This window comes from Hoylesella loescheii DSM 19665 = JCM 12249 = ATCC 15930 (assembly GCF_000378085.1).
Lineage (GTDB): Bacteria > Bacteroidota > Bacteroidia > Bacteroidales > Bacteroidaceae > Prevotella > Prevotella loescheii.
On the sequence record NZ_KB899228.1, the window covers coordinates 1 to 24840 of the forward strand.

The window sequence follows — 24840 nt, forward strand, 5'->3', positions numbered from 1 at the left end:
TCCTAAGGCTCATCTCACATGCGACATAGCACCTCTTGCTCTCGGGGGCTGCGAGCCCCCTGCCGCAGGGCACCCCCTCGGTGTTTTTCATGGCCTTGTTTTCATTCACGCAAAAAAGGCCAGCCCAAACTTGGACGGCCAACAAACAATGCTTAACTTTGCAAACGGATGGCAGCTGTAAACCAAATTTGGACTTTGGAGAAGGACATGACAACCTAAATACAACATAAGGATTTTTCTTGTCAACCAAAGGAGTATTTAACAACGAAAAGTGTCAACTAATCTCAGTACACTACATGTAGTGGGACTACAAACCAATTGTAGTGGGGCTACAAGCCAATTGTAGTGTGACTACAAACAAGTTGTAGTGCGGCTACAGCTCACTTGTAGCCGTATAAATAGACTAGAGCAACTCTCCAATACATAAGTTTTTAGCCAGAAAACATTAACTAACAATATGATAATCAGCAATTAACAGAAAATCATTTGCCCATTACAACGCTTGCCTAACAAATTAGCCAAGCTAAAATAGAAAAACACATTAAAGATTATCTAACGACAAAACCCCTTAGCAGTGCTCAAAACCATGGTCTAAAACACTTCTGACTAAAACAGCGAAAGCGAATTGTCGGGCACGGGTGCTTTAGGCTCTTCAACCTCCGTTGCATCTTTAAATTGAAGCATCAGTTGTTGTGTCTCTTTCAAAGTAAAATTTAAATGATAAACACCTCGAGAGGCGGTGCGCTCTATAAGCGAATGTTGTTTACGCGATTTGGCAATGAGAAAGCGCGAAACAAAGCCATACACCTCATCATAACTCACGGGATTGAAAAGCGAGTTACACGAGTTGTAAACGTGTAGGGCAATCTTTTGCACGGAGAGTCCTTCTTCTCCGGCCTCGGTTAACACCCTGAAAATCTCTTGTTCGTATTTTATGGCAGACATACAAAAACACAAAATAAGGGCCACCATATTGTTTGGTGGCCCTTATTTTGTTAAGCTAAAGTGACGAGTTTGTCTTCACCTTTAATCTTTCCTTCTTTAAAGAGCCATCCGATACCAAGCAAAACTTCTTCTTCACTCTTACCGGAAGCCTTGGCTATCTCTGCTACAGTTAGAGCCTTACCTGCTGCCGAGAGGGCTTGATAAACGTCGCCAGCCCTAAAACCTACGCTTTCAGCGTTTATCACCCAAGCGGGTTGCGTAACTTTCTTTGTTGCAGTTTTCTTTTCTGCAGGCTTTTTCGCTGTTGATTTTTTAGCCTCTACAGCGCTTTTTGTTGCTTTTTTTTCTGCCATAGTTATAAAATTGAAGTGTTTTGTACGCTAATTGAAACAATTAACACAAAATTCTCATTGGCAAAATTAGTACAATTATTTAACATGCAGCCTTTTTATGCAAGAAAAGTAAAGCCGTTTATAGCAACGAGATACGATTTATTGATTTAAATCAATCCGAAGGTTAAGTTCTTCTAACTGTTTGTCGTCAATCACCGATGGTGCATCGAGCATCACGTCGCGGCCACTGTTGTTCTTGGGGAAAGCAATGCAATCGCGAATGGAGTTGAGTCCTGCGAAGATAGAAACAAAGCGATCGAGTCCGAAAGCCAAGCCTGCGTGGGGCGGCGCACCATACTTAAAGGCATTGATAAGGAAGCCAAACTGGGCCATGGCACGCTCGGGCGTGAAGCCTAAGATGCCAAACATCTTCTCTTGCAATGCTCCATCGTGAATACGAAGACTACCTCCGCCCACCTCGATGCCATTACAAACGAAGTCGTAGGCCAAGGCGCGAACGCGCTCGGGATGCTCATCCAGCAAAGGAATATCGTCGGGATTGGGCATTGTAAAGGGATGGTGGGTGGCCATAAGGCGCTGCTCTTCGTCGCTCCATTCGAAAAGCGGGAAGTCAACAATCCACAAACATTCGAACTTATCTTTGTCGCGAAGGCCTAAGCGGTCACCCATTTCCAAGCGAAGGTTACACAGTTGTATGCGCGTTTTGTTGGCTTTGTCGCCACTCATGATAAGTATTAAGTCGCCATCTTTTGCACCCATAGCCTGTTTTAGTTGGGCAAACACCTCGGGCGAGTAAAACTTGTCGATGCTGCTCTTTACCGACCCGTCGGCCTCGAACTTCACAAATACAAGTCCCTTAGCACCTACTTGCGGACGTTTTACGAAATCTGTAAGCTCATTAAGTTGCTTACGCGAGTAGTCGGCACAGCCAGGCACACATATTCCGCCAATATACTCGGCCTCATTAAATACACTAAAGTCGCCAGTTCCTTTGAGAACGTCGGCCAACTCTACGAATTCCATACCGAAACGAAGGTCAGGTTTGTCGCTACCATATAGCTTCATGGCCTCGTGCCATGGCATTTGGCGCAGCTTGGCAGGCAGTTCCACGCCACGAAGTTCCTTAAACAGGTGGCGTGCCATATCTTCAAACAGGTTGATTACGTCGTCTTGGTCTACAAAACTCATCTCGCAGTCAATCTGTGTGAACTCTGGCTGGCGGTCGGCACGAAGATCCTCGTCCCTGAAACATTTGGCAATCTGGAAGTAACGATCAAAACCGCTCACCATTAGCAATTGTTTCAGCGTCTGTGGACTTTGTGGAAGCGCGTAAAACTGGCCTGGATTCATGCGCGAAGGCACAACAAAATCGCGTGCACCTTCGGGTGTAGAGCCTATAAGTATGGGTGTTTCCACCTCGATAAAGTCTTTGCTGTCGAGGAAATTACGTATAAGAATGGTCATTTTGTGGCGCAATTCCAAGTTCTTACGCACATTTGGCCTACGCAAGTCTAGGTAACGATACTTCATTCGGATATCGTCGCCACCGTCGGTGTTCTCTTCAATGGTGAAGGGAGGTGTTTCACTTTCGCTCAGCACATTGAGTTGCGAGGCAATAATTTCAATGTCGCCTGTGGGAAGGTTGGCGTTTTTGCTTTGGCGTTCATTAACAACGCCCGTCACTTGTATGCAAAACTCGCGCCCCAATCTATTGGCGCTGTCGCAAAGTTCCTTGTCTTCGTTCTCGTTAAACACGAGTTGGGTAATGCCATATCTATCGCGAAGGTCAACAAACGACATTCCGCCCATCTTCCTAACACGCTGAACCCACCCGGCCAACGTCACGGTTTTGCCTGCGTCGGCTAAGCGGAGTTCTCCACAAGTGCTTGTCCTATACATGTTGTTCTTTCCTTTTTAAATTATGTTTGCAAAAGTACACATATCCAACGAGAACTACAAATATTTGCGGAAGGTTCTGTTAGATTTTTGGTTGATTAGTTTATGAGGTCGGAAGTTTTCGAGTTCGTGAGTTCGAACAATGGTTAGCGAGGGGGAGAATTTAACGCGTTAACAAGGCTGAAAACCTATGCACATGATGTACAAACAAAAAAGAAGTAGCAAAGCCATTGGCCTTGCTACTTCTTTTGTACATCCTTAGGGATTCGAACCCTAGACCCACTGATTAAGAGTCAGTTGCTCTACCAACTGAGCTAAGGATGCATACCCCATGCAAACCTTTTGTACATCCTTAGGGATTCGAACCCTAGACCCACTGATTAAGAGTCAGTTGCTCTACCAACTGAGCTAAGGATGCATGTCGTTTGCATGACGAGGACACCTGTCCTTTTTTGCGAGTGCAAAGGTAATTCATTATTTCGGAACAGCCAAACAAATCAAAGACTTTTTGAGATAACAGCTAAAAAAAGATAAAAGCAAAATAAGCGTCCTGCAAATATCATCCACCAACAACTGGCCTAAGCCATAACCCCTCTCCAAGGGGAGAGAGAGTAATAGGCCTTATTGCCATTAGGCAGCCTTATCGTGGTCTAGCCACTAAGCGAAGTGGTACTAACGTTTGTCCACTCGACAGGTACCTATTCCTAGCCTCATTAACTTATGAACCCGCAAAATCATCCCCTCATCGCTTACTTCACCTTCACCACACGAATGCCTAGTTGCGATTTCTGCTTCTGCATATAGTTGCGCAGTAACGATTTGTCTTCAACTACTTTCTTTTGCAGCGACGAAGCATGGAACAAGTGCAAGCCATCTTTCTTCCAAACGGCAAAGCCTACGTGACTGGTATCTAGTCCGGCACGACTTGTTACCAATGCCAAGATGTTGCCATCCTTTACCGCCTGCTTGCATGCAGCATCGTTCAGGATACCCGCCTTGGGGATGTAGCGACATGTTTTGCCGTTAAGCTCGCTCTCCATTTGGGCAATGGGCTTGATGAAAGCAGGCGTGCGAACCAACATAGGGTACTTATCCACATGCGTACTCATAAAATTTATTTGCAAGGTTTGCACCGCAGAGAAAGGCGGATTGGGAGCTTGCGTCTCTTCAACAAAGCCCATTCGGGCATTGTCCGAAATCCATTCGGAGAAATAATGAAGGCGTGTGGGATAGCCAACTTTACCGTTTCGATAGCGAATTTTGCGCAGTTGGTCGCAAAAATCGGCAAAGGTGGCCTTGCCGTTTTGCGTGCAAAGCGTCAGCGTCAACACGTTTTCAACAAACGTGGTGCAGTCAAGCTGACGCAGATTTATCACCAAACGCTCGTCGGCATTGTTTTCCAAGGTGCTTGCCACGTAAGGAACGCCCAAGAACTTGCGGGCAAAAAACAACACCAGGTTTTGCTTGTCCTTATGGCGTTTGCCTTCTAACAATAGCTTAACCACCTTGGCACTGTCGGCCGAAGTGTACTGCGGCTTGGCCAAAAGCGGCAATGCGGCCAAGAATAATAAACATGCGAGGATTGCTTTTTTCATCGTTTTATAAAATTAAAGCCTACATATATGTTGAGGTTTCCAAACATGTTGTTGGTTGAAAACCTGTTTTTGCGATAGTTATAGGTGTGTAAGATGGTGCTTGCACCAGCATACCAGCGCGAGTTATTCCACACAATGCCAAAGCGCCCCACTCCATCTAGGGCCATGTTATACGACAAGAAGTCGCCCAACGACGTGCGACGGGTGCTTACATTACCCGTGGTGCGTTTGTAACCCAAGGCCAGCGAGAGCGAACCAGCTAACAACCAGTTTCGTGCGAACACCCAATTGTAGCCGTATCCCGCTGAAACAGACACGTCGGTGTACTTCACCTTGCCGAAGTTTACGCTGTCGTCGGTCCCGATAATGGTGGCTTCCGAGCCCAATCGATCAGTAATCAGTTGGTCTAGTTGCGCCAAATCCACATTCACCTTATGTCTCGTGTAACCCACTCCAAAGAGCATGCTGCCCGCACTGCGCCTCTGTACCGTGCTCTGACTGAACGCCGCACGATAAGAAAAGCGCCGATGATTAAGGATGTAGTAAAGGTTAAACCCGCGGATGCTTGCTTCGAATCCCCCAAAAGGGCTTCCCAGCACTGCCTCAGGATTGATTTCCTTAGCCAGCGATAAGCTTTTAATCTTGTAGTTGTTACCCGTGTTACGGTAAAAAAGGTCTATACCGATCTGGGTAGTATAGAAACTCAGGTCGAACTCTTTCTTATTGTTGCCGTTAAGGTGGCGAAGGTCTACGGTGTAGCCTAAAAACAGCCACTGCCAACCTACATACGGACCGAATTTAACAGTGGGTTCGGGTGCAAAAGTCACAGAATTGCCTTCGGCCGTTTTCAATTTGTACAGTTCGTAAGTGTAGGTATTCTGCAACATTACGGTATAAATGTACTTCTGCGGCTCGATATAAGTGGTGTCTACATCGCTGAATGAGTTCACGAAATCCTTCACACCGTCTACCATTCGCTTTACCAGCGAACACTTGACAGGTTGTGCTATGGTGGCAGAATCGGGCGTTTCGGCCCTAGCAGCCATACACAACGAGCAGAGAAAAAACGATGCAAGTAGGGTTTTCAGCATGTCAGAATTTGTTGAGTATTCGGTCCATCACCCAGTTTACAGGTGTTGCGCTCACGCTGGTACACGAGCAATGGCCAATGCCTTGTAAGTCTTCGATAACGGCCTTTATAATGGGCAGTTGTGCGTATGCAGGGTTGTCTACGTTGAAGCTTGTCGCGCCTTCGCTCGTTACAAGCTGTATAGGGTCGTTGGTGTACACCGAAAACGACAACAAACCACGTTCGCCAATCACCTCGATGCGATCTTCCTTAGCACTTTGATGCGCAACGAAACACCAACTACCACTTCCCACCACGCCACTTTCAAACTCGAAAGCAGCACTTACAGTGTCTTCAACGCCATATAGCCGTCCACGATTCGACAAATAGCCGTGTGCACGGGTGATAACACCGAAAAGTTCTTGTATCAAGTCTAACTGATGGGGGGCTAGATCATAGAAATAGCCGCCTCCCGACACGTCGGGTTGAAGCCGCCAAGGTAAATTGCTATTGGTGGAATAGTCTAAATCGCGAGGAGGAACAGCAAAACGAATTTGCACATTGGTGATTTTCCCAATGGCACCACTATCCACTATGGTCTTCACCTTTTGGAAATAAGGCAGATAACGACGATAGTAGGCCACGAAACAAGGCACACCCGTCTGTTCGCTCACCCTGTTAATGCGCACGCAGTCTTCGTAACTGGCCGCCAGAGGCTTCTCTACATACACGGGTTTTCCTGCCTTCATAGCCATGATGGCAAAGGTGGCGTGGCTCGAAGGGGGTGTGGCGATGTACACAGCGTTTACATCGGGGTCGCCGACAAGTTCGTTCGGGTCGGTGTACCATTTGCGTATGCGATGGCGTTCGGCATACGAACGCGCCTTATCTTCTGTGCGACTCATCACCGCATGCACATGCGAGCCCTCCACTTCGTTAAAGGCTGGGCCTGATTTTTTCTCGGTCACCTCGCCACAACCTATAAATCCCCAACTTATTTCTTTCATCCTTACACTTCTCTTTTTTGCAATAACGCTCGTCGCCCAATGCTCCTTATTATATAAGGACACACCTTCGACATTACAAATAAATTTCTTTGTATTGCAAATTTACGAAAAGAAATCGAACTGATAAAGGCATGCCACATAAATTCCCCACAACAAATGCGATTTCACCGCTAATTCACCAGACAGCGATTAAGGCAAACATAAATGGCGCGCCAACAATAGTCAACGCGCCATTTGCTTATAGAAACCCTATACGGGTATTTCTTTTTTAGAAGTTATAATACAAACCGAAGGTCAAATGGTTGTTATCAAACGATGCGCCCCATGCTTGGTCGTCGAGGTTTGCATCGCTATTCTTCTGATTTATCCAACCAACAAATCCAATCTTAGCTAAGAAGCTGAAGTGGTTGTTAAGGTTAATTGCCACACCTGGTTTTGCACCTATTTCCCATATATTGGTACCACCATTATAGTGAGTGTAATCAAAACCTCCATCTACAAAGAGGTTAACATACTTAGAATGTAGGAACGTGTAGCGAACGTAGGGAGCAACAGAGAAGTATCTAACAGGTTCGGTGGTTATATCCGACAATGAAACGGGATTACCTTTACCCCAACCGAGCATTGTACCAACGGCCCAATCGTCGTTGAAATTATAACCAACTTCGGGTAAAATCACGTAGGTCGTTTTGCTTTCACCGCCTTTTGCCTTGCTTACACCGATACCAAGACTTCCACCTACATAAACTTGTGCACTTGCACTAACAGCGATAAACGCTGCAACCATGGTCATCAAAATCTTTTTCATCTTGTTTCTGTTTAAATTAAACTGATGTGATTCAACACATATTATTTCTTTTCTGGGGACAAAATTATAACATTCTCAATAGCGAAGCAAAGTATACAAACTTTTTTAACTTATTCATTGCAAAGAGGCGTTAAAGTCTATGTAATTCACAAGGTTAACAAGAATTTATCTTTGACAATCTTTCACCGCCATGTTCACTATTCAAACAATGTGCACACTCTATGTAGCGAGGAACACCAAATAAAAAACAAAGGGGCAAACATGCACCAACGTACAAGTTTGCCCATTAAAAAAATATTTTAATTCACCAAATAAGCCAACTGCTAAGCGATGAACAAGCTGTCTATAAGATGAACGCTAACCTTCCCCACCCCATGTTTCCTCGGCCTCGAGTTCACCCATTTGCGACTTCGAAGGATGTTCGGGAAGGTGGAAACGATAGTTGCTGTCGGCGTTAAGTGCCATGGCCACCTTATTGATTTCAACGAAAGTGGTGCCACCACCTTCACCAAAGCTACCGCTAAGATAGGCTATCTTGTCCTCTAAGTCGATGTACCCCTTCTGCCTCAACATACGTATGGCAGCCGTAAACATGAATTGTGGTGCAAGGTGTTCTTTCTGGTGAACGGGTATAACGCCGTAACTTAGGTTGAGCCAACGTTGCAACTTTTCCTTATAGCACATGGCCAAGATGGGCGTTGCACCGCGGAACGAAGACAATATGCGTGCCGTCTCACCCGTTTCACTATCGGTAATGATACCCGCAACACCCAATCGACGCGTAGACTCGATGGCCGAGAAGGCCAAGAACTCTTTCTGACTGCAATCGTGGGCAAGCGATATCTGCAAGCCTTTTAGGCGCAGACGGTCTTTTTCGGCCTGTTCGGCAATAGCTGCCATAGTCTTCACGGCCTCAACGGGATATTTTCCCGATGCCGTTTCACCACTAAGCATCAACGCATCAGTACGATAATACACGGCGTTGGCAATGTCTGTCACCTCGGCACGCGTTGGGCGTGGGTTGTTTATCATGGTGTGCAACATCTGCGTGGCCACTATCACGGGCTTTTTCTTCAGCACACACTTATGGATAATTTGTCTTTGCAAGCCCGGAATACACTCCAAGGGAACCTCGATACCCAAATCGCCACGCGCAATCATGACGCCATACGATGCATCTATTATCTCGTCGATGTTGTCGATGCCCTCTTGGTTTTCTATTTTCGATATAATCTTGATGTCGCTGTTATGCTCGTCGAGTATCTTTTGCACGGCGAGAACATCTTCGGCCGAGCGAACGAACGAGTGGGCGATAAAGTCGATGTCTTGTTCGATGGCAAAAAGTATGTTGCTACGGTCTTTTTCGGTTAGCGCGGGCAGAGCTATATGCTCACCAGGAACGTTCACACTCTTGCGTGCACCTAGCTTACCATCATTCTGAACTTGCGTTACGAGCATTGGGCCTTGCACTTCAAGCACCTTCATGTCTAGTTCACCGTCGTCGAAGAGAATGCTGTCGCCCACCTTCACGTCGTTGGCGATGTCGGGATACGACACGTTCAGTATGTCGTGAGTTGTCTCCATTTCGGGTCGCCCGAATATTTTCACAATCTCTCCACTCTTATATTGTATGGGTTCGGCTACGCCAGTGGTTCTGATTTCAGGTCCTTTGGTGTCTATCATCAAAGCGATGTGCGACGAAACGGCACGTACGTTCCTGATGATTTCCTTCATTCCCTCTTCGGAAGCATGCGCGGTGTTCATCCGCACCACGTTCATACCCGCGAAAAAAAGCTTTCGGATGAAATCCTGATCACACCTGCGGTCGCTTATGGTGGCAACAATCTTAGTCTGTTTCATATTTTATTGAAATGTCCTTTATATATAGTGTAATAATGGGCAAGCGCGTCATGCGATGCCACGGTGTGTCGCCACACTTCCGTTAGACGTTTGCTTGCTCTCTTGCAAAGGTACTGAAAAAAATCGCGAACACCTTGACCTTTTGTAATTATTATAGTCGCGAACGAGCAAAAAACATCCGACAGCGCGTATAACGAGACTTCTTGCCTTAGCTTAACGCCCTGCGGGATGTGCTTTCAAAAACTCTTCGGCGCGCTGCAAGTCTTCGGGCGTGTCTATTCCCACGGTCTCTACCTGCGTAAGACCCACCTTAACCTGGTATCCATTTTGCAACCAGCGCAGCTGTTCAAGACTCTCGGCCTTCTCTAACGACGACTGCTGCAATGCCGTTATCGCCCTAAGCGCCTCGGGACGATAGGCATATATGCCCAAATGTTTTAGAAAAGGGTAAGCCCCAAGCCATTGCTCAGGTTCTGTACCACGAACGAAAGGAATGACCGAACGCGAAAAATACATGGCGAAACCTGCATTATTCACCACAATCTTAGGCGAATTGGGGTTGCGCACCTCGTCGATTGTCTTAAAGGGGATACCAAGTGTGGCTATCTGCACGCCCTCGGTGTCGAAGCATTGACAAATGGCGTCTATCTGCGAGCGTTGTACAAAGGGTTCGTCGCCCTGTATATTCACCACCACGTCATAGTCGCCCCCAATCTTTTGCACGGCTTCATTCACGCGGTCGGTACCGCTTTGGTGATCCGAAGATGTCATCACGGCCTTTCCGCCAAACTCCAACACCTTATTATATATACGTTCGTCGTCGGTGGCCACGTATGTTTCGTCTAACGCTTGTGCCACTTGTTCGTACACGCGTTGTATCACTGGCTTCCCTCCAAGCAATGCCAGCGGTTTGCCCGGAAAGCGCGAAGAGCCGTAACGGGCAGGGATTATTCCTATGAATTTCATTATCTGTATTGTTTTTAATGTGTGGGGGATATCAGTTGACGAGTTAACAAGGTTATGAGTTGACGAGTTAACAAGTTGACTAGGTTACAAGGTTACGAGATAACAAGGCTACATACCACTCTGCAACCATGCATTTGGCTTAACTACTTAACTCCTTTACTACTTAACGACTTAACGACTTAATCCCTTTACTACTTTACTACTTAATCCCTTTACTACTTAACTACCTCCTTATCTCTGCAAAGCCCACCAGCCTATCAGCCCTCTCGCCAAGTTTACGATAATAAACCAATGCTTGATAACGGTTTTCGGTTTGATAAAACGAACCTTCTGTGGGCACGTTCGCTATCTGCCCGTTGGGTTGTTGCCACACGTATTGGTACGAATAATAACCCTGTTTGAGCAAGAGCGACAGGCGATAACACTGCCCAGCCTCATCAAACTGCATCTTATAAGGTGCAGCAAGCTGGTCGTTTGTCCAAACTCCGTTCACGAAAACATCGCCCGACAGACGTGGCGAACGCAAGGTGAAGTGTATGTTAACATATTCAGACGTGCGGTTGTTTTCCCTATTATCGCTGTTACGAATATAAAACGCACCGTTGGCATCTTCGTCAAACACGTAGCTACCACGTGGTTCGTCGGGCCAAAGATAAGCATGGTATTCCTTACCGTCCCAATCTATCTTCTCAACACCCATGTTGGCGTGTCGCACATCCAACATCTCGAACTTGCGAAACTCGTTACCTGCCTCGAAAACAAGCTGTGGGTTGTGCGACCAACGTAGCCCGTCGCCCATCACAAACTGGGGTTTGGCGTTCACCACGGCGTTATCCCATCGGCCATTTTGCATCACCACGGTGTAAATTTGCCTTTGCACGTCGGTAACGGGCATGCCTCCGCCATACTTAACCTCCATTGCCACCTGCTGCCAACGGCTGTTAATACCCTTATCCGTATTGGCATCTACACTTAGTTTAACACCCATACGCGGTTCAATCACCATAAAACAACATTCGGCCACAACCTTATCATCGTCGTTTGCATCGTAGATGGTTACGCGGTAATTGCCACTCATCTTCAATCTACATCGCTCGTTGGGAATATGAAACCGATAATGCGTGTACAACATATTGGTATTTATCGACTGTTCCACATCTTCTATCACGTTGTCGACATTAAATCCGTCGACATAATCGCTTACGAAGAGGTCGGCAGATGTGCTCCAATCTGCGTTGCAATGCTCCACCTTATAGGCATAACGCCGATATTCGTGTGTCAAGTCATCAAAGGCGATGTTCACTGGCACACCATCTCCCAAGCCAATAATGGGCATTGAAAGCCAATTCTTGCCTGCCACCACCTGCAATGAGGCGATGTCGGAACTTAATATGCGGTTGCGCTGAGCCACGCCTGCAAGCGAAAACCACAGGCAGAGCATAAAAAAGAAAAAACGTAACGGGCGCATAAGCATGCGATAAAAAGTGTAAGGGGTTTAGGAGAAAGAAAAAATCGGCAAGCCTAACACGGGTTTAGGCTCGCCGATACATATTCATTTCTATCGTTTGAGGCGTGATCTGCAAACATTCTTTGGCGATATAACGCCACAGAGCGTGTGCTTCCAAACGCGCCTATACTGTAGGTTTATTCGCCTTTCAGCGCAGCAACGCCGGGCAGAACCTTACCTTCGATGGCTTCGAGCATGGCTCCACCACCGGTAGAAACGTAAGAAACCTTGTCGGCAAGTCCGAACTTGTTAACAGCAGCAACCGAATCGCCACCGCCTACAAGCGAGTATGCACCGTTCTCTTGCGTTGCTTGTGCCACGTACTTGGCAATCTCGCCCGTTCCGTGAGCAAAGTTTTCAAACTCGAACACACCTACGGGACCGTTCCAAAGGATGGTCTTAGAGTCGAGAATGATTTTCTTCCAGATGGCCAACGACTCTTCCGAGGCGTCCATGCCTTCCCATCCGTCGGGTATTTGGTCGATGGGCACTACCTTACGATTGGCGTTGTTGTCGAACTTATCTGCTGCAACGGTGGCCACCGACAGGCTTAGGTTAACGCCTTTTTCCTTCGCTGCGGCCATAACATTCAGTGCTTCGGGTATCAAATCGTCTTCGTGCAACGATTCGCCAATCTTTCCGCCCTGTGCCTTAACAAAGGTATAGCCCATTCCGCCACCAATGATAAGGTTGTCTACCTTGTCGAGCAAGTTTTTGATAACAGCCAATTTAGAGCTTACTTTCGAACCTCCGATAATGGCGGTGAAAGGATGTTGGGCATTCTTCATCACGTTGTCGATAGCCGTTACTTCTTTCTCCATGAGATAACCCAGCATCTTCGAGTCAGCGTCGAAGTAGTCGGCGATTACAGCTGTTGAAGCATGACGGCGGTGAGCCGTACCGAAAGCGTCGTTAACATAAACGTCGGCATACGAAGCCAGCTTCTTGGCGAAGTCTTTTTGCTTAGCCTTCATTTCCTTCTTAGCCTCATCAAAAGCGGGATCGGCCTTGTCTATGCCCACGGGCTTGCCCTCTTCTTCGGGGTAGAAGCGTAGGTTTTCGAGCAACAAAGCTTCACCCATCTTGAGGTTAGCAGCTGCTTCGGTGGCGTTGCCACAATCGTCGGCGAACTTAACGGGTACGCCCAAACGTTCTGAAACCTTATTAACAATTTGCGAAAGCGACAACTTGGGGTTCACCTTGCCTTTGGGTTTGCCCATGTGACTCATCATGATAACGGCACCACCATCGGCCAAAACCTTCTTCAAAGTAGGAAGGGCGCCACGAATACGAGTGTCGTCGGTGATGTTTCCATTCTCATCCAATGGCACGTTAAAGTCCACACGTACAATTGCCTTTTTACCAGCAAAGTTGAATTGTTCGATTTTCATCTTTATTAATGTTATGAATATTATAGTTTTATGCCTGAATTAACAAGCGCAAAGGTAATGAATTATCTTGATATAAAGCCAAAATTGACAGGAAAATAACCCTTTTGCTTACAACATGTTTCTTTCGCAGGCGTGTAAAACGGCATTTGCTATGTGTAGTTTACAAATATACGTACCGCCAATAAAAAAAACGAAACCATTTCGGCAAACCACCACTTACCACTCACCAAGAATGTCATCGCCATGCATTTTCTTACTACTGATGATGCACGAACATTGCCTTAAAGACGTGCTTTTTGATTAAATGGCGAGTTATCACTAAGAGGTACGGCTATTCCACATCATCTGGAACACGGTTCCATATCAACTGGAACATCGTTCCATGTTATCTGGAACAGCGTTACATCTTAGCTGGAACAAATCGAAAGAACACAACACAGAGTAGAAGAGATGAATTGAGGGAATTTAAAAGATGAACAAATACAATACCACTGCTCTTTATTCAGACCATGCTAACTAGGAAATGAGCTGACAACAAATCATTTAAGACCAATTTAAACATAGGCTTATCATCACCTTTCCTTAACCTACTTCCATTCATACAACAAACAAAGAGGTCCCTATCATCTGATAGTGAACTGAAAAACGTGGTGTATCTGTTTACAATGAACTAAGCAATGCCTATCTCAAGGTTTAACGTTCGTACTTCGTGTTGTCTTCAATTCCTGCCTCGCGCAAGGCCTCCTTGCGTTCAACACAAGTGCCGCATGTGCCACAATGCACATCGCCACCCTTATAACACGACCACGTTTCGGCATAGTCTATGCCCAAAGAACTACCCCTGCGAGCAATGTCGGCCTTGCTGATATTGGTATATGGGGCCACCACATGCACGTTAGCAAATGTTCCTGCTTCAACTGCGGCATCCATAGCAGCAATAAATTCGGGGCGACAATCGGGATAAATGGTGTGGTCGCCACCATGATTGGCGATAAGCACCTTCGTTAATCCATTGCTTTCGGCTATGCCTGCCGCCACCGCAAGCATTATGCCGTTGCGAAAAGGCACAACGGTCGATTTCATATTATCCTCGTCGTAGCTGCCGTCGGGAATACTCGCACCACTCTCCAACAAGCTACTCTTAAAATACTGGTGCATAAAACCGAGGGGAATTACCACGTGTGCAATGCCCAAACGTTGGCAATGCAAGGCCGCCAAGGGTAGTTCGTTGTGGTTATGATTGCTGCCATAGTCGAAAGAGATACCCAATGCTATCTCGTCTTTCTTTTCGTAAAGCAAGGTGATGCTATCCATTCCGCCGCTCACCACGATTACCGAATCTTTCATTTGCTTATTATATCTTTAAATAAAAGCTTACCAACTGCGCCTCATCGCCCTCAAAAAAGGCCATGAAAGCAAACAAAGTTTGTTGGTGAAGCGTTATCCGAACAAGATGCGCAACGCCTCTTCGACCTTGCGAACGGGGTGAAGCTTGATATTATAACGCAATGGGTCGATGCCCGAAAGGTTGTTCTTGGGTATCACCATATCGGTAAAGCCTAGCTTTTCGGCCTCGGCAATGCGCTGCTCAATGCGGTTTACGGGGCGCACTTCGCCACTAAGTCCTACTTCGCCAGCCATACACCATTCCTTATCTATTGGCGTATCGACATTGCTCGACAGCACAGCTGCGATGATACTAAGGTCCATGGCTAGGTCGGTAACACGTAATCCGCCAGCGATATTCACGAAAACGTCTTTCTGAATAAGCTTAAAACCCACACGCTTTTCCAATACGGCTAAGAGCATATTTAGTCGGCGTTGGTCGAAACCTGTGGTGCTGCGTTGCGGAGTGCCATAGGCAGCTGTTGAAACCAAGGCTTGCGTCTCCACCAAAAACGGTCGTACGCCCTCGATGGCACAACTAATGGCGATGCCCGAGAGTCCCTCGTGGTCGCGAGTGAGCAGTAGCTCACTGGGATTAGACACTGGACGGAGGCCATTTTGTTGCATTTCGTAAATGCCTAGTTCGGAAGTGGAGCCAAAACGATTTTTAATAGACCGCAATATGCGGTACATATAATGCTGATCGCCCTCGAATTGCAACACCGTATCTACAATATGCTCTAATATTTTAGGGCCTGCCAGCACCCCTTCCTTATTGATATGGCCGATGAGCAACACAGGAACAGACGACGTTTTGGCAAACCTGAGCAAGGCCGAGGCACATTCGCGCACCTGAACGATGCTTCCTGGCGAGCTGTCAATAGCTTCGCTCTCGATGGTTTGTATCGAATCGACCACGAGGAGGTCGGGTTTTACCTCGTCAACTTGCATCAAAATCTTCTCCAAAGAATTCTCGCTCAACACGATAACGTTATCCGCCACGTTCTCTTCAATGCGGTCGGCGCGCATCTTTAATTGGTGCGTGCTCTCCTCGCCACTAACATAGAGGATGCGTTTTTCGGGCATTCGTAAGATGGTTTGCAGCACAAGGGTGCTTTTGCCGATACCAGGTTCACCGCCAAGCAGCACAATGGAGCCTCGTACAAGTCCGCCACCGAGCACGCGGTTCAGTTCTTCGTCGTGCAGGTCGATGCGTGGTTCGTCTTTGGCTTGCACCTTCGAGATGGGCATGGGCGTGTTTCTTGCGGAGGAGGCATTGCCTAACCCACCCGCAGCTTGTCGTCGTGCGCCACTCGCCACAACGGGTGCGACGCGTATTTCCTTAAAGGTGTTCCATTGCCCACAACTCGGACATTTGCCAATCCATTTCACCGACTCGTGCCCGCAGTTGTCGCAAACGTATGCTGTTTTATCTTTTGCCATGGCCTACAAAATTACAAAATCTTTTTTTTCGCAACAAAATTATTGCTAAATTTGCAAGGATAAAACCCCACGAAGAAGCCGACAAGAAAACGGCAAACAAGGTATTTAACAGCAAACACCATTTACAATGACCATATTTCACACCCGAACGCTCGCCTTGGCCATGCTGGCCACGCTGCTCTTCGCTTGTAATGGCAAGGGTAATGCGCCCCAAACGCAAGGCCAACAACAAACGACGAACGACTCGACACTGAGAATTGCCGTGATGCCCACACTCGACTGCCTGCCGCTATATGTGGCAGATGCCGCGGGGTTGTTCGACGAAGCAAACCTCAAAGTTCGCCTAGTGAAGTACACGGCACAAATGGATTGCGACACAGCCATACTCAGGGGCAGGGTGCAGGGTGTGTTTACCGACTTGGTTAGGGCCGAACGCATGCGCCAAAAGGGAGCTAACCTGCACGAAGCGGGGGCTACAAACCTGCATTGGCAGCTGATAAGCAACCGCAATGCACGTATTAAGAACGTGCGCCAACTGGCAGATAAGATGGTGGGGATGACTCGTTTCTCGGGCACCGACTTCCTTACCACCGTGATTATCGACAGCAGTAAACCCAAGAACGAGGTGTTTCGAATTCAGGTTAACAATGTGTTCGTCCGCTTGAAAATGATTATGGGCTACGAGATAGACGCCGCTTTCTTATCCGAGCCACAAGCCACTGTGGCGCGAATGGCTAACAACAACGTGCTGGCCGACACCAAGGAGAAAGACCTTCGATTGGGGGTGGCCGTGTTTAGCATGGCTGCCAAAGACCAGAAAAAGGTGCGCCAAGCCCTACCCGCCTTTGTTAAAGCATACAATAGGGCATGCGACTCGCTCAACATAAATGGCATGCAGCACTATGCTGACTTGCTCAAAACCCACTTTCAGCTGAACGATGCTGCTGTAGGAGCATTGCCTAAGATTGCCTATGCTAAGATGACGCCCGTTAGAGAGAAAGACAGAAACGCCATTAAAGACTTCCAACGCAATGAATACAGACGACATTAGGAACATAAAATGGACTATGAGGTCTAGCCCTAACACCACAATGGGAAAGATTTTCACAACCCGAGAACTTGGTGAGGCGCTAAATAAGCTGCGCGAAACCATCAATAACGACGGGTTGAAGCTATATATCGACCGCCTAGAAGGCATCGAGGAAGACTATCGCTTGATGAAAGACTTCATCAGGCGTGGCTTTAACGACCCCAAACGTGAAGAAGTGTACAACGGCTTGTTGAAAAGAACATACCATTTGTACAACGACACGATTGTTGCATACGCAAAACGCAACACGTCGGGTCTGAATTACTATTCGCCTTTCGCTGTGGCCACGATGCCATTAGACGATATCAGGCAACGATTGGAAAGCTTTGTGCAAGACACCGCACTGCTATCGCTCGACCCATCGGCAACTAACGAAGAGAAGAAAAAGGCCATCTACGCAGAACATCACGAACTGACGACGGCCCTTTTCTATCACCTCATGACCGATACGCATTGGAACGAGGAGACGAAAGCATTTTACCAAGAGTTGCTTCTCTCGCCTACCATCGACAGCATGGACGCCCAATTGCTTACCAGCGCCCTACTCTTGGCCTTACTCTTGGCCTTCGATGCCCGCAAGTTTGCCACCCTACTCTACCTCTATCAATATGCCACAGACCCGCAAGTGAAGCAAAGGGCCTTGGTGGGATGGGCACTTACGCTGCCCCGAGAAGAGATTTTGTTTTATCCCGACCTGATTGAACAGCTTAATAAGACCGTTAGCTCGCAAGCCGTTCAACGCGAATTACTCGAGTTGCAATATCAAATTGTGTATTGCATAGATGCCGAAAAGGCCACGCAAGAGATTAATCGCGACATTATTCCCACCATGATGCGCGGACAAAACATCGTTATGGGAAACCAAACGGATGAACAAAAGCTGCAAGACATCATTAACCCCGATGCCGAAGAACAGGCAATGGAAGAGTTGGAAAAAAGCTATACGCGGATGATGGACATGCAGCAAAAGGGCGTGGACGTGTATTTTGGGGGCTTCTCGCAAATGAAACGCTTCCCATTCTTCAACCGCGCCAACAACTGGTTCATGCCTTTCTACACCGAACACCCTGAATTGAAACCGCTAGAAGGCTTTGACGAAAGTAGATTAGAGCAAAATATATTCGAGCACAGTTCGTTTTGCAACTCGGATAAGTATTCGCTGGCCTTGGCCATGGCCATGATTGCCAAGCAAATACCTCCCGAACTGAAAAACGCCATCAATGCCAATGGCCTCGAGATACAAGGCAATATGGTTGTAGATAAAGACAACCCTGCCTACATTAGGCGCATGTATTTGCAAGACCTGTACCGCTTTTTCTTCCTCAATAACCTGAAAGAGGTGTTCGACAATCCTTTCCAAGGAGATGGAATTGCGATGCACGGACTTTTCTTCAACAACCAATTGCTGGGCCATACGGGTGTATCGGCGCACTTCACAACCTTTGGCAAGTTTCTCTTAAGAAAAGGTCTTGGCGTCTTATTACGTCTTTTCACCAAGGGGCAAGGGTCTGATGCAACAATCGTCAGCGACGAATGGCTCTACCTCTGTGCCATGGCTGCCATGCATGCAGGCGACTACGAGAAAGCGAAAAGCTACTTCGCCAACCTGATGGAGAGCCTACCCGAAGACAAGAAGATGATTCAAGGGTATGTGGAAGCGTGTATGCTAGACAAAGATTTCGACCATGCCGAGAAGCATTTGGAACGTTTATACAAGTTGGGAAGCATCACACCCGAACAAGAATTATTTCTAGCTGAAGGCCAGATGCAAGCGGGAAAGGTGAAAAAGGCCAGCGAGATATTGTTCAAGCTGAACTACGAGCAGCCCGATAACATCCAAGCGAAACGCCTATTGGCCAAAATCGAACTATGGCTCAACAAACCCGAGTCGGCCATTGATATCTTAAACAGCATCATTAGCAATGCAGATGTAGCCACCGACGACGATTATTTCTATGCCGCAATCGCCCATTGGTTCGTCAATGATATACAGAAGGCCATTGAACTCTTTACGCATACGCTTCGAAAGTGGAAAGTACGTCCCGATGATGTACCCAAAGGACTGGCCAACGCCATACTTCGAATAGATGATCTAACGAAGAAATACAAGCGTTCGCTGATAGACATAAGGATATTGACAGACATCGTGGCCGACGAAATGAGGGCTGACGAGTCGCCAAACATAAATAACGATTAGGATGAAAGCTATCATACGTATCACGTTCACACTGCTTTTCACGGCCATGGCAACCTTCGCTTTCGCCGATGACGCACCAACCATCAGCCCCGTGGCCACCTTCTTCACCCCAAATGGTGAAGAACAAAGCAGCGACTATCAAGGTTCGGCCCCACTTAGGGCACGATTCGAAGCCAATGTAGCCAACACCAACGGTTGGGACGCTCACTACGAGTGGCGATTTTACACCGACCCGAAGCGCCAAACGCCATACCTCTCACGCTTTGAAAAGGATACCGAGGTGACGTTTATTGTGGCCGGGACCCACTATGTGGAACTTTACGCCACCTTTGTGCAAGGCAGAGACACTGTGGAATACACGCGAGAATATTGGAGAACAGCCGATCCCATACGCGTAAGCATTGCCGAAAGCAAGCTGGAGATGCCCAATGCCTTTACGCCCAACGGCGATGGCGTGAACGATGTGTATCGGGCTAAGCCTGGTTATCAGTCGCTTGTGGAGTTCAAGGCATACATCTTCAACCGCTGGGGACAAAAGATCTACGAATGGAAAGACCCCGCTGGCGGATGGGATGGCAAGTTTAACGGACAAGATGTGAAAGAGGGCGTGTACTTTGTACAGGTAAACGCCAAGGGTGCCGACGGTAAAGTGTTTAACATCAAGAAAGACGTTAACCTGCTAAGAAACTATATAGAATAATGTGCCCCTATTACATGGGGTAGCTAAGGGCGTTTAAATAAAGGCACACCGCCCAACAATAATAACAACAGGACAACAAAAAATGCAAGACGAAAAGATAAATGTGTGGGGCGCGCGAGTGCACAATCTCAAAAACGTAGATGTGGAAATACCGCGCAATAGCCTCACGGTCATCACCGGCCTCTCAGGGTCGGGCAAGTCGTCGTTGGCTTTCGACACCATCTTTGCCGAAGGTCAACGTCGCTATATGGAAACGTTCTCAACCTACGCTCGCAACTTCTTGGGTGGAATGGAACGTCCCGACGTAGACAAGATAACAGGACTAAGTCCCGTTATCAGCATCGAACAGAAAACAACCAACAAGAACCCACGCTCTACCGTAGGCACAACAACCGAGATTTACGACTATCTGCGACTGCTTTATGCACGTGCCGGCACTGCGTATAGCTACGCCACAGGCGAGAAAATGGTGAAGTACACCGAAGAAAAGGTGATACAAATGATTTTAGAACGCTATGCCGACAAGCGCATCTACATTCTGGCGCCATTGGTGCACCAACGAAAAGGGCACTATCGAGAACTGTTCGAGAGTATGCGACGCAAGGGTTACCTGTACATGCGCGTTGATGGCGAGGTAATGGAAATAACCCGCGGCATGAAGGTAGACCGCTATAAAAACCACAACATCGAAGTGGTGATAGATAAGTTGAAAGTTCAAGGCAAGGACGACGAACGCCTGAAAAAGACCATTGAGGTAGCTATGAAGCAAGGCGACGGCGTTATCATGATATTGGATAAGGACAACGACGAACTGAAAAGTTACTCCAAACGACTGATGGATCCCGTTACGGGCATCTCGTATCCCGAACCCGCACCCAACAACTTCTCGTTCAACTCGCCCGAGGGAGCATGTCCCAAGTGCAAGGGATTAGGCTATGTCAACGAGATTGATCTCCAAAAGGTAATCCCCGACACCAATAAAAGCATCCACGAAGGCGCTATCACCCCGCTGGGAAAGTATAAGAACCAAATGATTTTTTGGCAGATTGACGCCATTCTCAAGAAATACGACTGCGAATTAAAGACTGCCATCAAGGATGTTCCTACCGATGCGCTCGACGAAATACTGTATGGTTCGATGGAAAGGGTGAAGATTGCAAAGGAGTTGGTACATACTTCGAGCGACTTTTTCAGCACTTACGACGGCCTGATAAAGTATCTGAAGAGCGTAATGGACAACGACGACTCGGCCAGCAGTCAGAAATGGGCCGACCAATTCTTAGCCACGTGCCAGTGTCCAGACTGTAAAGGGCAGAAACTAAAACGCGAATCGCTGGCGTATAAAGTGTGGGACAAGAACATTGCCGAGCTGGCGAACATGGATATCAGTGACTTGAAGACGTGGCTAGATAACGTAGAGGAACACCTTGACACCAAAGGGCGCAAGATTGCGGCAGAAATTGTGAAGGAAATACGAACGCGCGTGAGCTTCCTACTCGAAGTGGGGCTAGATTATCTCACGCTTAACCGTCAGTCGGTATCGCTTTCGGGTGGCGAAAGCCAACGTATCAGACTCGCCACGCAGATTGGTTCGCAACTCGTTAACGTGCTTTACATCCTCGACGAGCCAAGTATTGGTCTGCACCAGCGTGATAACGAACGGCTGATAGCCTCTCTTAAAGAGCTGCGAGACCTTGGCAACACGGTCATCGTTGTGGAACACGACAAAGATATGATGCTAACTGCCGACTATATCATTGACATTGGCCCCAAGGCAGGCCGTAAAGGGGGCGAAGTGGTGTATCAAGGCGTGCCTAAAAACATGCTGGCGGGCGACACCATCACCGCTAATTACCTTAACGGACGCATGAAAATAGAAGTACCCAGCCACAGACGCGAGGGCAATGGCAAAAGTATTTGGATACGCGGAGCAAAAGGTAACAACCTGAAAGACGTTGATGTAGAGATACCCTTAGGCAAACTGATTGTCGTTACTGGTGTGAGCGGCTCTGGGAAGTCAACGCTCATCAACGAAACACTACAACCCATACTCTCGCAACACTTCTATCGCTCGCTGAAAAAGCCCATGCCGTTCGACAAAGTTGAGGGAATAGACAACGTAGACAAAGTGGTGAACGTAGACCAATCGCCTCTTGGGCGCACGCCACGTTCTAATCCTGCAACCTACACTGGTGTTTTCAACGACATTCGCAATCTTTTCGTAAACCTTCCCGAAGCGATGATAAGGGGTTATAAGCCTGGTCGCTTCTCATTTAACGTGAAGGGTGGCCGTTGCGAAACTTGTTCGGGCAACGGATACAAAACCATCGAGATGAACGTACTGCCCGATGTGATGGTGCCTTGCGAGGTTTGCCATGGCAAACGCTATAATCGCGAAACGCTGGAAGTGAGATATAAGGGCAAGAGCATTGCCGATGTGCTAGACATGACCATCAACCAAGCGGTGGAATTCTTCGAGAATGTGCCCAACATCTTGCAGAAAATAAAGACCATTCAAGATGTTGGCTTGGGGTATATCAAGCTGGGACAGCCTTCCACAACATTATCGGGTGGCGAGAGTCAGCGTGTAAAGCTGGCCACCGAACTAAGTAAACGCGACACAGGAAAAACCATCTACATTCTTGACGAGCCCACAACAGGACTGCATTTCGAAGACATTCGCATCCTAATGGACGTGTTACAGAAGCTGGTAGACCGTGGCAACACGGTGCTAATCATCGAACACAACCTCGATGTGATTAAGCTTGCTGACCACATCATCGACATGGGCCCCGAAGGTGGACGCAATGGCGGACTCCTTCTTTCGGCAGGAACACCTGAAGAGGTGGCCAAAAGCAAGGCTGGATTTACCCCCAAGTTCTTAAAACAAGAACTAGAAATGGGTAAATAAGCATAAAATTGCATTACATTTAAGACTATTGGGGATAAGCAAATGGCAAACAAGCATGCCGTTAGCTTATCCCCAATTCCGTTATTTACGACCAAGAAAAACATACGATACCGCATTAAACACACAAATTTGTGTCATTTTAGGTATTTTACTTCTTGCATAAAGCGTATAGTGCCCATCCAAATCTCGCTCATTATATATGAGTTCAAGATAACAAACAACTAATAACTGCCCATGTACATGTTAGTAGCATTACATCAACTACCGCGTAGCGGTTGGCCTGTTGATAGGGCAGGGTTGGGAGCCAAAGCGACCTACCCTGCCTAAGCGGTGTTCCGGACCACACAACGCCGTAGGTGTTGGTCTTTTTCTGTTGGTCAGTTTGTATAGGAATGTTGGTTGTTTGTGGGTGTTGTTTGACATGCTGGAACAGGAAATAGGCTCAATAAACAGGCAGAATGATTGGGCGATGGAGGAGAGTGTTATGCCCATTCTTCACCTAGAAGCGTGTTCAACGGAAACAGACCAAGACCTACGGCCTTGAATTTTCTCGGTACAACTTAGGCAGGGTAAGTCGCTTTGGCTCCCAACCCTGCCCTACCAACAGGCCAACCGCTACGCGGTAGTTGGCATCATATCATCTTCTTGAATCTTTGTCTTGCGTAAAACGCTTGGTGTCTCACCACGATCTCGCTTATTATATATGAGTTCGAGATAACAAACCACTCATAACTGCCCATGTACATGTTAGTGGCATTGCGTCAACTATCGTGTAGCGGTTGGCATCATAGCATCTTCTTGTATCTTTGTCTTGCGTAAAACGCTTGGTGTCCCATCACGATCTCGCTTATTATATATGAGTTCAAGATAACAAACAACTCATAACAGTTCATTTACATGTTAGTGGCGTTGCGCCAACTACCGTGTAGTGGCAGCTGGCATAACGATTGTTTTTTATCCCAAACCTGCATAGCAAGTTGTAGATGCATTAGTGGCTACGAAAAATTTTCTGCTTGTTTTTTATTGCGCAATGGATTATTTTTTCTACTTTTGCGAAAGAACATGTAATTAAACAAAACTGCTTTGGCACAAAAAATAAAACTAGACAAGGCCGAAGACAGACATAACTTAATTGTTGAACGCAAACTTATTAAAAGATGAAACACTATTTTCGCAGTTTAGTAGGTATCGCCACAGTGCTGATGCTTTCTTTATTAATGGGTTGTAGCCATCATAATGCCGAGGAAGAAGAGAATTCTTGCTGTTTAGGGCGTTATGAAGCAAAGGTTGTGGGTGTCATGGACGATGACTATGTAGCCACTGATGCCACGCTATTACCCAACGGGAAAAAACCTAGTATTTTAACTAGGGTTTATTTTAACAAATTCAATCTACCCGACGAAACTTTCGAAGAAGGAAAGATTATATGTTTTATTGTGGTAAAGACAATACCCACACACGATATAGTTACTTGGGACAAAATTTACATAAAAGCAATTGTGAGACCCTGCAAATAAACAAAATATGAAATAGATGTTACACGCGGAAGCGTTAAGTTAAACCGCTAATAGGGGAAAAGGGCGTTTACATCCTCCATGCCATACAAGAAGACCAATGCTTTAAGGCTACTCTTCAATGTTGGCATTCAAAGGTCTTATTCGCTTACTTATAAGAGATATATAATGAAGAAGCGGCTGATGCATCTCGTATCAACCG

At 47.0% G+C, this 24840-nt stretch carries 18 protein-coding genes and 2 tRNA genes; 5 read left to right on the top strand and 15 right to left on the bottom strand.

Features of this window, described 5'->3' with window-relative positions; genetic code table 11:
- Positions 1-606 precede the first annotated feature (606 nt).
- From F453_RS0113015 to radA, 15 genes are all read right to left on the bottom strand, one after another.
- Entirely contained in the window at positions 607-972 is a 366-nt protein-coding gene (locus F453_RS0113015) for a hypothetical protein (RefSeq protein ID WP_018968400.1), read from the bottom strand.
- 23 nt (positions 973-995) lie between these two features.
- On the bottom strand, positions 996-1298 hold the full coding sequence (locus F453_RS0113020; RefSeq protein WP_018968401.1) for a winged helix-turn-helix domain-containing protein: 303 nt from the start codon (positions 1296-1298) through the stop codon (positions 996-998).
- 138 nt (positions 1299-1436) lie between these two features.
- On the bottom strand, positions 1437-3197 hold the full coding sequence (gene aspS, locus F453_RS0113025) for an aspartate--tRNA ligase (RefSeq protein ID WP_018968402.1): 1761 nt from the start codon (positions 3195-3197) through the stop codon (positions 1437-1439).
- A 248-nt stretch (positions 3198-3445) separates the two neighbouring features.
- Positions 3446-3518: transfer RNA gene (locus tag F453_RS0113030), tRNA-Lys, on the bottom strand.
- Positions 3519-3539: 21 nt separating this feature from the next.
- A tRNA-Lys gene (locus tag F453_RS0113035) sits at positions 3540-3612 on the bottom strand.
- A gap of 331 nt (positions 3613-3943) precedes the next feature.
- A complete protein-coding gene (locus tag F453_RS0113040; protein ID WP_018968403.1) occupies positions 3944-4789 on the bottom strand; it encodes an N-acetylmuramoyl-L-alanine amidase-like domain-containing protein in 846 nt (281 codons plus the stop codon).
- Positions 4786-5880, bottom strand: a complete 1095-nt coding sequence (locus F453_RS0113045) for a DUF4421 domain-containing protein (RefSeq protein ID WP_025790135.1) — start codon at positions 5878-5880, stop codon at positions 4786-4788. Before F453_RS0113045 ends, F453_RS0113040 begins: the two co-directional genes overlap by 4 nt.
- Position 5881: 1 nt before the next feature.
- Positions 5882-6865 carry a Gfo/Idh/MocA family protein gene (locus tag F453_RS0113050; RefSeq protein WP_018968405.1) on the bottom strand — a complete coding sequence of 328 codons (984 nt, stop codon included), beginning with the start codon at positions 6863-6865 and terminating at the stop codon, positions 5882-5884.
- Between the two features lie 268 nt (positions 6866-7133).
- A complete protein-coding gene (locus F453_RS0113055; RefSeq protein ID WP_018968406.1) occupies positions 7134-7673 on the bottom strand; it encodes an outer membrane beta-barrel protein in 540 nt (179 codons plus the stop codon).
- 357 nt (positions 7674-8030) lie between these two features.
- Positions 8031-9533, bottom strand: a complete 1503-nt coding sequence (gene pyk / locus F453_RS0113060; RefSeq protein WP_018968407.1) for a pyruvate kinase — start codon at positions 9531-9533, stop codon at positions 8031-8033.
- A gap of 213 nt (positions 9534-9746) precedes the next feature.
- A complete protein-coding gene (kdsB, locus tag F453_RS0113065) occupies positions 9747-10499 on the bottom strand; it encodes a 3-deoxy-manno-octulosonate cytidylyltransferase (RefSeq protein ID WP_018968408.1) in 753 nt (250 codons plus the stop codon).
- Between the two features lie 223 nt (positions 10500-10722).
- A complete protein-coding gene (locus F453_RS0113070; RefSeq protein ID WP_018968409.1) occupies positions 10723-11973 on the bottom strand; it encodes a type IX secretion system plug protein in 1251 nt (416 codons plus the stop codon).
- A gap of 170 nt (positions 11974-12143) precedes the next feature.
- A complete protein-coding gene (locus F453_RS0113075; RefSeq protein WP_018968410.1) occupies positions 12144-13397 on the bottom strand; it encodes a phosphoglycerate kinase in 1254 nt (417 codons plus the stop codon).
- 693 nt (positions 13398-14090) lie between these two features.
- Positions 14091-14744 (bottom strand): 7-cyano-7-deazaguanine synthase QueC, encoded by a 654-nt coding sequence (gene queC, locus F453_RS0113080; protein ID WP_018968411.1) that lies wholly within the window; start codon positions 14742-14744, stop codon positions 14091-14093.
- Positions 14745-14837: 93 nt separating this feature from the next.
- Complete coding sequence (gene radA / locus F453_RS0113085; RefSeq protein ID WP_018968412.1) at positions 14838-16226, bottom strand: DNA repair protein RadA; 1389 nt, start codon at positions 16224-16226, stop codon at positions 14838-14840.
- A 127-nt stretch (positions 16227-16353) separates the two neighbouring features.
- Here radA and F453_RS0113090 point away from each other — a divergent pair, with 127 nt between their 5' ends.
- From F453_RS0113090 to F453_RS0113115, 5 genes are all read left to right on the top strand, one after another.
- Complete coding sequence (locus F453_RS0113090; RefSeq protein ID WP_018968413.1) at positions 16354-17277, top strand: ABC transporter substrate-binding protein; 924 nt, start codon at positions 16354-16356, stop codon at positions 17275-17277.
- A 40-nt stretch (positions 17278-17317) separates the two neighbouring features.
- A complete protein-coding gene (locus tag F453_RS0113095; RefSeq protein WP_018968414.1) occupies positions 17318-19513 on the top strand; it encodes a tetratricopeptide repeat protein in 2196 nt (731 codons plus the stop codon).
- Between the two features lies 1 nt (position 19514).
- Positions 19515-20213 (top strand): T9SS type B sorting domain-containing protein, encoded by a 699-nt coding sequence (locus F453_RS0113100; RefSeq protein WP_018968415.1) that lies wholly within the window; start codon positions 19515-19517, stop codon positions 20211-20213.
- Positions 20214-20295: 82 nt separating this feature from the next.
- A complete protein-coding gene (gene uvrA / locus F453_RS0113105; protein WP_018968416.1) occupies positions 20296-23124 on the top strand; it encodes an excinuclease ABC subunit UvrA in 2829 nt (942 codons plus the stop codon).
- Positions 23125-24281: 1157 nt separating this feature from the next.
- Positions 24282-24641, top strand: coding sequence for a hypothetical protein (locus F453_RS0113115; protein WP_025790142.1), 360 nt, complete (start codon positions 24282-24284; stop codon positions 24639-24641).
- The last annotated feature ends 199 nt before the right edge of the window (positions 24642-24840 follow it).

Bases quoted from the DNA above. Each gene is read 5' to 3' on its own strand.
- F453_RS0113075 (WP_018968410.1), bottom strand. From the start codon at position 13,397: ATGAAAATCGAACAATTCAACTTTGCTGGTAAAAAGGCAATTGTACGT.
- F453_RS0113050 (WP_018968405.1), bottom strand. From the start codon at position 6,865: ATGAAAGAAATAAGTTGGGGATTTATAGGTTGTGGCGAGGTGACCGAG.
- uvrA (WP_018968416.1), top strand. From the start codon at position 20,296: ATGCAAGACGAAAAGATAAATGTGTGGGGCGCGCGAGTGCACAATCTC.
- F453_RS0113095 (WP_018968414.1), top strand. From the start codon at position 17,318: ATGGGAAAGATTTTCACAACCCGAGAACTTGGTGAGGCGCTAAATAAG.
- F453_RS0113045 (WP_025790135.1), bottom strand. From the start codon at position 5,880: ATGCTGAAAACCCTACTTGCATCGTTTTTTCTCTGCTCGTTGTGTATG.
- F453_RS0113040 (WP_018968403.1), bottom strand. From the start codon at position 4,789: ATGAAAAAAGCAATCCTCGCATGTTTATTATTCTTGGCCGCATTGCCG.
- F453_RS0113090 (WP_018968413.1), top strand. From the start codon at position 16,354: ATGACCATATTTCACACCCGAACGCTCGCCTTGGCCATGCTGGCCACG.
- F453_RS0113015 (WP_018968400.1), bottom strand. From the start codon at position 972: ATGGTGGCCCTTATTTTGTGTTTTTGTATGTCTGCCATAAAATACGAA.
- F453_RS0113115 (WP_025790142.1), top strand. From the start codon at position 24,282: ATGAAACACTATTTTCGCAGTTTAGTAGGTATCGCCACAGTGCTGATG.
- radA (WP_018968412.1), bottom strand. From the start codon at position 16,226: ATGGCAAAAGATAAAACAGCATACGTTTGCGACAACTGCGGGCACGAG.
- F453_RS0113070 (WP_018968409.1), bottom strand. From the start codon at position 11,973: ATGCTTATGCGCCCGTTACGTTTTTTCTTTTTTATGCTCTGCCTGTGG.
- aspS (WP_018968402.1), bottom strand. From the start codon at position 3,197: ATGTATAGGACAAGCACTTGTGGAGAACTCCGCTTAGCCGACGCAGGC.
- F453_RS0113100 (WP_018968415.1), top strand. From the start codon at position 19,515: ATGAAAGCTATCATACGTATCACGTTCACACTGCTTTTCACGGCCATG.
- F453_RS0113055 (WP_018968406.1), bottom strand. From the start codon at position 7,673: ATGAAAAAGATTTTGATGACCATGGTTGCAGCGTTTATCGCTGTTAGT.
- kdsB (WP_018968408.1), bottom strand. From the start codon at position 10,499: ATGAAATTCATAGGAATAATCCCTGCCCGTTACGGCTCTTCGCGCTTT.
- queC (WP_018968411.1), bottom strand. From the start codon at position 14,744: ATGAAAGATTCGGTAATCGTGGTGAGCGGCGGAATGGATAGCATCACC.
- pyk (WP_018968407.1), bottom strand. From the start codon at position 9,533: ATGAAACAGACTAAGATTGTTGCCACCATAAGCGACCGCAGGTGTGAT.
- F453_RS0113020 (WP_018968401.1), bottom strand. From the start codon at position 1,298: ATGGCAGAAAAAAAAGCAACAAAAAGCGCTGTAGAGGCTAAAAAATCA.